Source organism: Bacillus sp. ILBB4, assembly GCF_035064545.1.
In the GTDB taxonomy this organism is placed as follows: Bacteria; Bacillota; Bacilli; order Bacillales; family Bacillaceae_H; genus Priestia.
Genome location: NZ_JAIQVD010000003.1, coordinates 637080 through 649021, shown reverse-complemented (window position 1 = coordinate 649021; position 11942 = coordinate 637080). Strand labels below are relative to the sequence as shown.

At 40.0% G+C, this 11942-nt stretch carries 11 protein-coding genes; 2 read left to right on the top strand and 9 right to left on the bottom strand.

The features are described 5' to 3' along the window. Nucleotides 1-30: 30 nt before the first annotated feature. Complete coding sequence (locus LAV82_RS15535; protein WP_013057548.1) at nt 31-450, bottom strand: hypothetical protein; 420 nt, start codon at nt 448-450, stop codon at nt 31-33. A 405-nt stretch (nt 451-855) separates the two neighbouring features. Here LAV82_RS15535 and LAV82_RS15530 point away from each other — a divergent pair, with 405 nt between their 5' ends. Both LAV82_RS15530 and LAV82_RS15525 read left to right on the top strand, forming a co-directional pair. Beyond that, on the top strand, nt 856-1347 hold the full coding sequence (locus LAV82_RS15530; RefSeq protein WP_013057549.1) for a hypothetical protein: 492 nt from the start codon (nt 856-858) through the stop codon (nt 1345-1347). Nucleotides 1348-1427: 80 nt separating this feature from the next. Beyond that, entirely contained in the window at nt 1428-1562 is a 135-nt protein-coding gene (locus LAV82_RS15525) for a hypothetical protein (RefSeq protein ID WP_013057550.1), read from the top strand. Nucleotides 1563-1619: 57 nt separating this feature from the next. On the opposite strand, the gene LAV82_RS15520 is transcribed toward LAV82_RS15525, so the two are convergent. The 8 genes from LAV82_RS15520 to LAV82_RS15485 all read right to left on the bottom strand — a co-directional run bounded on the left by LAV82_RS15520 (nt 1620) and on the right by LAV82_RS15485 (nt 11715). Beyond that, nucleotides 1620-1886 (bottom strand): DUF4183 domain-containing protein, encoded by a 267-nt coding sequence (locus LAV82_RS15520; protein WP_499716537.1) that lies wholly within the window; start codon nt 1884-1886, stop codon nt 1620-1622. A gap of 252 nt (nt 1887-2138) precedes the next feature. Next, the gene (locus LAV82_RS15515; protein WP_053487397.1) at nt 2139-3371 is read right to left on the bottom strand and encodes an aminopeptidase; all 1233 of its coding nucleotides are present in this window, start codon (nt 3369-3371) and stop codon (nt 2139-2141) included. Between the two features lie 143 nt (nt 3372-3514). After that, on the bottom strand, nt 3515-4309 hold the full coding sequence (locus tag LAV82_RS15510; RefSeq protein WP_013057552.1) for an IclR family transcriptional regulator: 795 nt from the start codon (nt 4307-4309) through the stop codon (nt 3515-3517). A 51-nt stretch (nt 4310-4360) separates the two neighbouring features. Next, entirely contained in the window at nt 4361-5137 is a 777-nt protein-coding gene (locus tag LAV82_RS15505; RefSeq protein WP_272812316.1) for a fumarylacetoacetate hydrolase family protein, read from the bottom strand. A gap of 106 nt (nt 5138-5243) precedes the next feature. Beyond that, nucleotides 5244-7421, bottom strand: a complete 2178-nt coding sequence (locus LAV82_RS15500; RefSeq protein WP_499716405.1) for a malate synthase G — start codon at nt 7419-7421, stop codon at nt 5244-5246. 171 nt (nt 7422-7592) lie between these two features. After that, nucleotides 7593-9044 carry an FAD-linked oxidase C-terminal domain-containing protein gene (locus tag LAV82_RS15495; protein ID WP_499716403.1) on the bottom strand — a complete coding sequence of 484 codons (1452 nt, stop codon included), beginning with the start codon at nt 9042-9044 and terminating at the stop codon, nt 7593-7595. After that, the gene (locus LAV82_RS15490) at nt 9028-10389 is read right to left on the bottom strand and encodes a (Fe-S)-binding protein (protein WP_499716401.1); all 1362 of its coding nucleotides are present in this window, start codon (nt 10387-10389) and stop codon (nt 9028-9030) included. Before LAV82_RS15490 ends, LAV82_RS15495 begins: the two co-directional genes overlap by 17 nt. Further along, nucleotides 10390-11715, bottom strand: coding sequence for an FAD-binding oxidoreductase (locus tag LAV82_RS15485; protein ID WP_499716399.1), 1326 nt, complete (start codon nt 11713-11715; stop codon nt 10390-10392). Nucleotides 11716-11942 lie beyond the last annotated feature (227 nt).

The window sequence follows — 11942 nt, the reverse complement described above, 5'->3', positions numbered from 1 at the left end:
ACATTCATAAAATACAAAAAAAGAGCTCAATTAACTTGAGCTCTCGTCATCATCGGGCATCTCGTCTACCTTTTCTACTTTGACTAGACCTTTTGTGCTATATTCAAGATCAAAGTATGCTTTAACGATATCCCCTTTTTTCAAATTGCTTGGAATCGGTTCATTTAAATTTTTATCGGAAAATTTAATGCCCGTTCCTTCTTTTGTTGTTCCGCTGTATGTACCATTTTCGATTTTTTCAATAGTAATATAATACACTCGATATTTGTGCGCTTCCTCGTCGCCCTTTGCTTTTTCTTTAACGGTTTCTTGTTCAGGAAGCTTACTCAGTGTTTCTTGGGCCTGTTCGGAAGTCGGCTCTGCTGATCGATTTATGAATTGCATCACAACTAACACTAAACATATAACTACTAAAACTAATAATAATATCTTTTTTGCTGATAAAGACAATGAACTGTGCCTCCTTACACCTTTATGTATATCATGCTGCACACAAGAGATTATACACGATAAAGGATTAGAAATTGGGATAAATTCTATAAAAATAGTAAAAATATGAGAAAGTACCTAGAATTTTTTACGCTTTTCTGCACTTTTTTGAGATAGAAAAGAAATTTGGTACCTTATCCTTAAATTGTAACTGATTCGCTTCATTTTCGAAAAGAGTTTTGCCCATTTTGTCGTAAAAAAGTCATAATAAGAAGGAATATCACACCATATTGTCGAACGTATGTATATACTTGTAATGAACTGCCGAACTGCTTTTCTCTACCCTCATTGTTGAGGCAATATGGCAACTGAAACAGCTTGCTGTTAAATTCAGATTACACATCTATTCAGGAGGTGGAATGCAAAATGATGTTTGCACTTATTGTTGTAGTTGGTGTCGTAGCACTTGGCGTAGCTAGCTTCTACGTCATTAAGCGACCTCAAGGCGCTGTTGATCCTGAGGATCGCAAACCGCTTGTTTCTGTAAACGGACATGTTAAATTTGCAGAAGGAATTAATCAAATTTCCATATCTAAAATTGACATGTACGATCAGCGTCTTGTTATCAATCAAGTAGCTATTATTCCATTTAACCGTATTCAACGAGCAGAATTTTCAAAGGTTGTCAAAAATGAAAAAGGCCTTCACGGAGCTCCTGTTCAACGCTATTTCGGTGAATTAACCATTCATTTCACAGACAAGAACGGGCAAGAAACATACATTCGCTGTGAAACACCGAAAAAAAATCAATTTCACCTCATCTACCAGTACGATTTAATGAAAAGACAATTAAATAAGCGTCTTGGTCTCGAAGATCTGCAGCCTTACCTTACTCTTCAAGAACCATACGAACTATAAGAGAAAACCTCCCTTTTTCACATATTATTTCACTTCCCTGTACATACTAGAAGCGAAACTGAAAATGGGAGGTCATTCCAATGGATTTCGTCCGTTTTTTGCAATATTTTTGTTCAATCGCCGGCGCTCTATGCTTAGGGTTTACCTACTATCACATGTTCAAGCGTGACTCTCCGGTTAAAAAAGAAGAATCACAGCAAGGTGGAACTGACTAACGTTCACCTTGTTTTTTTATGTGCAGGCATGTGTACTTCGCATTTTGTGGTTGAAAGTTAGATTACTTTAATCATTTGTAAAATCACGGGTGATTTTTCTAAAGGAATATCCTCTGTGTTAATGATAAGAAGTCCTTTTTGGACGCTGTAATTGGAGGAAGGCTGTAACACACCGTTTATGAATAGATTACTGTATGAGTAGCTCTCAGGATCCAATATATGCTGAATGCCGTATTTTTTTAATGCATTTTGATCTGTAAAGATGCGCTTGCTGCCTCCGGCTACCGTATAGTATTCAAAGACGCGAACTTTTTTCGGAAATATATACCTGAATTCCTGCTGGATCTACCATTTTGGTTGGTTCTCCTATAGTATTAGAAGTTACAAACTTTGCGCCTGATTCTGATACAGATGTACAAACTTAAAAGTAATAAAGTGAAGATTATGCTATCGTTTTGTTTTAAAGCGTAATGGCGTGTAAGATATATAAATCTTAGTTTTACAGAAATTTAGTGGTCACAATAAAAGCTTCTGGGGACGTAGCGCAGAAGCTTTTATTATTGTTATTTATTTAATTCAAAACGCCCAGTTCCCTTTTCTAAACACAGGCTCGCTTGTACCGTCAGCTTTGATGCCGTCGATGTCCATTTCAGCTGAGCCGATCATGAAGTCAACGTGGGTGATGCTGTCGTTTGCTCCGTTTTGTGATAGCTCTTCTTTAGACATCGTTTTTCCGCCTTCTAAACAGAAGGAATACGAGCTGCCGATAGCTAAGTGATTGGATGCATTTTCGTCAAACAGCGTGTTGTAGAAGATGATGTTTGACTGAGAAATTGGCGATTGATGCGGTACTAAGGCTACTTCTCCTAAGTATTTGGCACCTTCATCTGTTTCAATTAGGTGCTTTAACGTTTCTTCGCCTTCTTCTGCATTTACATCAACAATTTTTCCGTTTTCAAATGTTAGCGTGAAGTTTTCAATTAAGTTTCCTGCGTAGCTAAGCGGTTTTGTGCTTGTTACTTGACCGTTTACGCCGTCTTTTTTTGGAAGTGTAAATACTTCTTCTGTTGGCATGTTGGCCATGAACGAGTTACCGTCTTCATTAACACTGCCTGCGCCAACCCAAATATGTTTGTCAGGAAGCTCAATTGTTAAATCTGTTCCTGGCGCTTTATAGTGAAGCTTAGCAAATCTCTTTTCATTTAAAATGTCTACTTTTGTATGTAATGAAGCGTTGTGCTCTTCCCATGCGGCCACTGGATCTTCTTGGTCTACGCGCACAGATTTAAAAATAGCTTCCCACAGTTTTTCTTGCTGCTGTTCTTCTGGAACGTCAGGAAATACTTTAGCTGCCCAGTCTTTTGAAGGAACAGCTACGATGGACCAGCTGATTTTATCGGATTGGATCGCTTCACGGAATTTTTTCATTGCTTTTCCGCTTACTTTTTGGAACGCAGCAATACGTTTGCCGTCTACTCCTTTTAGTAAGTCAGGACCGCTTGAAATTACAGATAAAACAGCGCCTCCGTTTTTCACAAGCTCTTCTCTTGCTTGAGCTTTCCAAGCAGGAAATTCATTAAATACAGATTCATCCGCTTTTTCATATTTCAAACGAACTAAATGATCGTCATGCCAGTCTACATCAACAGACTTTGCTCCGGCTTCGTACGCTTTTTTCGCAATTTCACGAACAAAATCAGCGGAAGAAATATCGGCATTAATGTTTAATACTTGCCCTTTTTGAATGTTTACACCGACTTTTACAGCTAGCTCGGCGTACTTTTCAATATTGCGCTCAAACTGTTCCATAATTTATCTCCTTTACGTATATATTCTAACGACTTTATTGTATCATGAATAAAACATCAATTAAAAATCCTAGCCTATAGTTTACATAATATAATTACGTTATTTTACAGATTATTATATAGCAAAAGTTTGTTCTCTAAGAATCAGAACAAACTTTTGTCTTTCACAGATTCAGTTTTGTAGCCGAGCCGCTCCGAAATGTTCTTGCCTATATCAACCATGCGTTCTTGAAGATACGTTAATCGCTCATTTGTCATACGCATAGTAGCACCGGAAATGCTGACTGCGGCAACGACTTGACCAAGGTGATCAAAAATAGGCGCTGCTATGCAGGTAATTCCATATTCATTTTCTTCTAAATCCAGCGCATATCCTTTTTGTTTTACTTCTGAAAGTTCTCGAAGAAAGCTTTCTTCATCTGTAATGGTGTGATCTGTATGAGCTGGTAAGCCTTTTCTTTCAAGAATGCTTGTTACCGTGTTAAGCGGTAAAAAAGCTAGAATAGCTTTACCGACAGACGTACAGTGCATAGGGGCTCTTTTCCCCACTTTTGAATGCATGCGCAGGGTCTGATTGCCTTCTAATTTTTCAATATACACTACTTCACCTTGATCGTAGACAACAAGATGAATAACTTCATTTGTTTCACTTTCAAGTTCTTGCAAAAACGGCTTTGCTTCCGTTCGTAGATCAATAGAATCTAAAAGTTTTGAACTTACTTCTAAAAACTTATACCCAAGCTTGTACCGCCCGGTTTCTTGATCTTGTTCAATATAGCCGTACTGAGCAAGAGTAGTTAGAATACGGTATACGGAGCTTTTATTGATGTCCATTTGCTTTGCAATTTCTGTGACGCCTACCCCTTCTCTTTCCATGCTGACAATTGTGACAATATCCAACGCCCGGCTTACAGACTTCACCATGTTTTCTCTCTCCATTTTTCTCTCTCCTTTATGTGTCGTGTTACTGCCGGGCATTTTTTATCACTCTTATACGTTTACGCGTTCTTTCTCTGCAACAAACGGATTTTGGAGGGTTCCAATTTCTGGGATGGTGCATTCAATGACATCGTTTGCGCTCACCAGCTCCGCGCCGACCGGACTTCCTGTTAAAACCACATCTCCCGGCTTAAGGGTCATAACAGTAGAAAGGTAAGCAATCATTTGCTCAACGGAAATAATCATTAAATCTGTCGAGCTGTTTTGTTTTTCAACGCCATTTAAAAACGCTTTTACATGAATGGATTTAAAATCAAGCTCCGTTTCGATTACAGGGCCAAGAGGCGTAAATGAATCAAAGGATTTTCCAATGGTCCAGTGCCCGTCTTCATGAAAATAATCCGGAGCCGTTACATCGTTTCCAATTGTATACCCAAATATATAGTCCAGCACGTCTTCTTTTGCGATGTTCTTTGCTTCTTTTCCAATAATAACTGCAAGCTCAGACTCAAACTTGACGTGCTTAATCGCAGTTGGAATGACAATGTCTTCGTTTGGACCAATCACAGAGGATACGGGCTTAAAAAAGAAGACAGGAATAGAAGGCAGTTCTCTTGGCAGCTCCGACTTCGCGGCTGCATAATTTGCACCTATTCCAATAATTTGAATCGGCTCTAAAGGAGCCAAAAGCCTTACTTCACTCAGTGAAAAAGTCTGTCCTGTATAGTCCCATTTCTCAAATATATTTCCTTTAATGACGCCGATCGTATCCTCTTTTAGTACACCTGTATGACGGCTATCTTGTACAGCGAACCTTACAAATTTCATGACATAACTCCTTTTCCTATTTGCTTGATTTTAATAAGGATAGTAGATAGTCAGATTCTTGAGATGCAAGTACAGCCTGCCATCTCTATGCTGACAGGCCGTTTTTTTACTGTTTTATAGCTGCTTTTGCCTTTGCTTCGATACGGCGACGGTGTAAAATTGGCTCCGTATAACCGTTTGGCTGATCATAGCCTTGAAATACTAAATCGCAGGCTGCCTGAAAAGCAATGGATGTGCTGTAGTTCGATGCCATTGGCTGATACAGAGGATCATTTTCATTTTGTTGATCCACTACTTTTGCCATTCGCTTTAGCGTTTCCGTTACTTGTTCTTTTGTACAAATTCCATGATGAAGCCAGTTAGCTACGTGCTGACTGGAAATACGAAGCGTTGCCCGGTCTTCCATTAGCCCTACATTATTAATATCCGGTACTTTTGAGCACCCTACTCCTTGGTCGACCCATCTCACTACATACCCAAGTATTCCTTGAGCATTGTTGTCGAGCTCCTGCTGAATTTCATCTTTGCTCCAATTTGGTTTTTCTGCCACAGGAATTTGCAAAATGTCATCTTGTAAATCAGTAGACTGAGTAAGCAATTCGTTTTGAACATCTCTTACATCAATTTGATGATAGTGAAGAGCATGAAGCGTTGCTGCTGTTGGTGAAGGTACCCATGCCGTATTCGCTCCTGCTTTTAAATGCCCCACTTTTTGTTTAAGCATTTCCGCCATCATATCCGGCATTGCCCACATTCCTTTTCCGATTTGAGCGCGGCCTTGGAATCCGCTTGCTAATCCTACATTTACATTAGACTGCTCGTAGCCTTGAAGCCATCTAGACGCTTTCATATCATTTTTACGGATAACAGCGCCCGCTTCCATTGAGGTATGAATTTCGTCACCTGTTCGATCCAAGAATCCAGTATTAATAAAAGCCACTCGGTCTTTTACTTCTTTGATACACGCTTTTAAATTAAGCGTCGTGCGGCGCTCTTCGTCCATTACGCCAATTTTAATCGTATGACGCTCAAGCCCTAGCATATCTTCAATTGAATTAAATAACGTGTTGGCAAAAGCCACTTCTTTGGAGCCGTGCATTTTCGGTTTAACGATATAGATAGAGCTCTTTTTAGAATTTTGATACGTGCCGTTTTTAAGCAAGGTGTGTTTGGCAATTAAACTAGTAATCACGCTGTCTAAAATACCTTCATAGATTTCGTTGCCATTTCGATCTAAAACAGCGCTGTTTGTCATTAAATGCCCAACGTTTCGAACAAACATAAGCGAACGGCCAGACAGTGAAATCTTTTTCTTGCCGGGAGAAATATAGGTACGGTCTGGATTTAAACGCCTTGTCATGTTTTGGCTTCCTTTTTTAAAAGTAGACGTCAAATCACCTTTCATTAATCCCAGCCAGTTGCGGTAAACATCTACTTTATCTTCTGCGTCTACTGCCGCTACTGAATCTTCACAGTCCATAATCGTCGTAAGAGCTGCTTCCATTAAAATATCTTTTACACCCGCATCGTCTGTTTTACCAATCGAATCCGTACGATCAATTTGAACTTCAAAATGCAGGCCGTTGTTTTTGAATAAAAGAGCATCAGGGCTTTCTTCTTCCCCTTGATACCCTACAAATTTCTCTTCTTCCTGTAATTCGGTTAAACTGCCATCGTTTAATTGAGCGACAAGCTTTCCATTTTCAAGGTTGTACTGAACCACTTCCGCATGAGAAGACTGAACGAGCGGAACAACTTCATCAAGAAAATTCTTCGCAAACGCAATAACTTTTTCTCCTCGAATTGGATTATAAGAACTCGTGCGCGAAGCTCCATTTTCTTCACTGATTGCATCAGTGCCGTAAAGAGCATCATAGAGACTTCCCCAACGTGCATTAGCAGCGTTAATAGCATACCGGGCATTATTTACAGGTACAACAAGCTGCGGTCCTGCCTGATAGGCAATTTCGCTGTCTACTCCTTCTGTACCAATAAGGAAATCTTCTGTCTTGTCTTCTAAATAGCCAATTCTCGTTAAAAACGATTTGTATTCGTTAAAGTCACCGTCAGGATTTTCTTGATGCCACGCATTAATTTGAGCTTGCAGCTGATCACGCTTTTCTAACAAACGTTTATTTACGGGTGTTAACTCGGTTACTAACGCTTCAAAATCAGACCAAAAATTTTCTGTACTTAGGCCGCTGCCCGGAAGAGCTTCCTCATTGATAAATTGATAGAGAACTGGAGCTACTTTTAGATTTCCAACTTGTTTGTAGTTTGTCACCGTCTGTTTCCTCCTCTTACTCTTTTACATTTTTAAGTTTGGACGCGCTTTCATTTCTTTTTGCCAAAATGATTAAGACGAACATATGCGGTACTGTTTCTTATTACGAAACAGCGTTTTATTTTTGTTAAAAAAATCATATCATCGAGCGAATATATTTTCAAGAATTTTCTAAAAATATTCTATTTTTTTCATTTCTTTTTTGACTTCAGCGCAGCGGCTCGGACTTGGAAACAGCTTTCCTGCATTTAATAGATTTTTAGGATTAAATACTTCTCGTATATTCGTTTGTGCTTGAATTTCATCTTCATTGAAAACAAATCGCATTTCTTCTTTTTTTTCAATGCCCACGCCGTGTTCGCCGGTAATCGTTCCTCCTGCTTCTGCACATACTTGCAAACATGCGCTTCCGGCGTCGAGTGCTTTTTCAGTTTCCCCGGGCTTTCTAGCATCAAATAATACAAGCGGATGCAAGTTCCCATCTCCGGCGTGAAAAATATTGGCAATGCGAAGGCCAGATTCTTCGCTAATTTTGTTAATTCGCTTCAGCACTTGAGGCAGTTTACTTCTTGGAATAACGCCGTCTTGTACGAGATAGTCAGGGGATATAGCTCCCATCGCTCCAAATCCTGTCTTACGATTTGCCCACCACCTCGCGCGCTCTTCTTCACTTTCAGCTACTTTCACTTCCCGTACGTTTTGTTTTTTACATACGTCTAAAATACGAAGGATTTGCTCTTCGATACCGTCTGAAATGCCGTCTACTTCAATTAATAAAAGAGCTTCAATATCTCTAGGGTGTCCGACTGGAAACGCAGCAGCTTCCACTCCTTCAATGGCGGTTTTATCCATCATTTCAAGCGCAGCAGGCACAATGCCGGCTGATATAATGTCTGATACCGCTTGGCTGCCGTCTTCTACGCGGTCGAAATAGGCAAGAATCGTTTGTTTTGCTTCGGGGGTTTTCAAAATGCGTACCGTAATTTTTGTAACGATTCCTAACGTCCCTTCTGATCCTGTTAAAAGTCCTAATAGATCATATCCCGGTTCGTCTGGAATACCTTGCTTGCCAAGCTCAATTACATCTCCATCTGGAAGCACCACCTCTAACCCTAAAATATGGTTGGTAGTTACCCCATATTTAAGACAGTGTGCCCCTCCTGCATTTTCCGCTACATTTCCACCAATTGTGCAGCAATACTGACTCGAAGGATCCGGTGCATAATAATATCCTTTTTCAGCGATTGAATTGGTTAATCTAAGATTAATAAATCCCGGCTCTACAACGGCACGTCTGTTTTCATAGTCGACGCTAAGAAGGCGCTTCATTTTCACTAAACTAATAACCACCTCATTATTAAGAGGAATCGCTCCCCCGCTCAGCCCTGTGCCTGCTCCTCTTGCAAGAAAAGGCAAATCGTTTTCATTGCAGTATTTAACAATACTAGAAACTTCTTTTGTATTTTGAGGAAATACCACCGCTTTAGGCAAGTGTCTGTGAATAGTAAACCCATCGCAGTCGTACGCAAGCAAATCTTCTTTATGATGCAAAATAGAATGAGGGTCTACTAGCTGAGAAAGATTTTTTACGTGAAGATCTTTTATTCTATTTTTCTTCAACACGATGCGCTTCCTCCTCTTCTTTTTGATAGGCCCACTCCAAAAGCTGTACCGTGTGAACAATTTGTTGACTTCGTCCATATTTTTTTACTCCTACTGCCATCTGCAGCATGCATCCCGGGTTTCCCATTGAAATCATTTCTACGTCATGAGGCACATGTTCCATTTTACTTTGAAGCACAGCTCCCGCCATATCAGGGTTTGTTAAATTATAAATTCCTGCGCTTCCACAGCACCGGTCGGCATTAGCCATATGAACCATTTCAACTCCGGGAATAGAGAGTAAAATATCTCTTGGTTCTTCTCTAACTCCTTGGCCATGAGCTAAATGGCAAGCGTCGTGATACGTAATGCGCGTATTCAGCTTTGTCTGCGGAGGGCGATATCCCGTATCGTGAAGGTATTTTGAAATATCCTGGACTTTTTCAGCAAAGACTTCGGCTTTTTCAAGCCACTCTTGCTCTTCTTCTCTAAACAGTTCAGGATACTCTTTTAACATGCAGCCGCATCCCGCAGCGTTTACAATAATCGTGTCCGCATGTTGAAACGCCTCTATATTTTTTTTTGCAAGCTTTCTTCCCATGTCTCTGTCTCCTGCATGAACGTGCAAAGCACCACAGCAAGTCTGAGACTGAGGAATAACAACGTCGTTTCCGTTTCTTCTTAATACATTAAGAGTCGCTTCATTAATATCACTGAACATGACGTCCATGATGCAGCCAGTTAAAAAAGCAACTTCTGCTTTTTTTTCTGCTTTTGCTTTTAGAACGCGTTTCTTTTTATATTTTTTCCGAACAGAACGGGTAATCTTAGGCATTACATATTCCATTTCTGATAGATGTGTTGGCATCATATTTAACATGCCTGTTGTGCGCACAATTTTTTGCATTCCGCTTTTTTGATACAGCTTTAATAAGCTTCCTGCAGCTTCCAAGCGGTGGGAATGAGGAAAAAGTTCCTTAAGAAAAAATTTGCTGATCATCCCTTTCCAGCCGGTCAAAGGCATCGCCTGACGAATTTGGCCGCGAGCTTCTTCAATGAGTCCGCCAACGTCTACATTTGCAGGGCAAGCAGTTGTACAGGCACGGCAGTCCAAACAGGCAAACACAGGGTCTGTAAACTGCTCATTCACGCTTATTTTCCCTTCTGCTACCGATTTGATAAGGTGCACGCGTCCTCTTGGTGAATGCTGTTCTTGCCCCGTTATTTCATAAGTAGGACAAGACTCCAAGCACATTCCGCAGTGTACACAATCCGCCCATTTTTTTTCGTCTGGCGCGTCTTTCCACAAATAATTGCTAACGCTTTGACATGGAGCATCTTTGATATCCGCTTTCGCTGAATTCACTTAGATTCCTCCTATAAATCGTTTATAGTTAAGCACGTTTTTAGCGTCCATCTTTGCTTTAATTCCTGCTAGTAACGGAAAATGAGAAGGTTCTTCTCCCCATACATTTACTTTTTGGCGCAGTATAAAAGGCAAATGTTTAACGACCACATATCCTCCGTACGTTTTAGCAGTTTCAGTAAATGAAGTAATAACGGAAAGAATGGCATCTTCTGAGCCTTTTATGTAGATCGAACAAAGACCATGTCCAACTCCTCCATGTGCTTTTATCAGCATTGGACGGGACGTTTTTAACACCGTACTTTTAGTTATCACATCCAGTACATTCATATTTGGTACGCCGACTTTTAAAGTGGCTTCCGTTTCTTCTTCTGAAGAACAACGTGCACCATGTGGACTAATGTTACTAAAAAACCCCCAAAATACCTCGGCTTCTTTTTCCTGCAGTATTTTTAAAATTGTATCAGCAGGCTGAATGCTTTTGATATAATTCTCTTGATAATGTACGGAACTTTCCACGTCTTCAAAGCTGATCACAAGCGTAAACAGATGCTGCCCTATTACATCTTCAGCTAGAGAGGGATTTAATAATTCCAAAGCAACGGGCTCTATAATTGAATCTAAGACTTTGCTAACAAACGCATGAATTTCTTCGATATTGCCTGTTGAAAAAGAAATAAAGACAATGCTTTGATACTTAGGCAGCGGACGCAGCTTTAACGTTATTTCGGATATAACGCCGAGCGTTCCCATTGAACCAATAAACAGCTTATTCATATCATAACCAGCCACGTTCTTGACGACTTTTCCCCCTGAACGAACAATGGTTCCATCTGAATATACGACTCTCATACCGATTACTGCATCTCGAGCTGATCCATAAGACAAGCGCTTTGGACCACTTTCATTCGCTGCTATAACTCCGCCGATTGTAGCGTAGTCTCCTAGAGCTGGATCAAGTGAAACTTGCTGATTGTGCGTTTTTAAATACGTTTGCAGCTCTCCAAACGGCGTACCAGCTTTTACAGTAACCGTCATATCACCTACTGTATGTTCAACAATTCCGCTGTATTCAGTCAGCGAAAGCAAAAGGTCTGCTGTATCTATAAGTCCGCCAAATCCCTTTTTTGTACCACTCCCTTCAATGACGACTTTTTTTTCGTGTTCCGTCGCATACTTTAAAACGGCTGCTATTTCTTGTTCTGAAGTTGGCTTAACACGAAGCGCTCCGTTATTTCCAAGGAATTGATTCATATGCTGTTCTTCAAGTGTGGAAGGATGAGATAAAATGGATTCTAAATGACCTGGAAGCTCTAACATACTCAATAAATTGACTCCTCTCGTTTTGTAATAGCAAACAACGTTTCACTAATAACATAAAGAAGTGCCATGTGTAATACGACTGAAAGTAGTAGATTAATAAGAAGGATAATTAGTAGAATAGATGAAAAGATATATTTTAAGCGCTTACAATCATTAAATCACCTATTCTTGGGACTTTCAACCAGTATTTTCTTCTTATCAACAAAAAAATGTCCGTTCTTTTGAAAAAA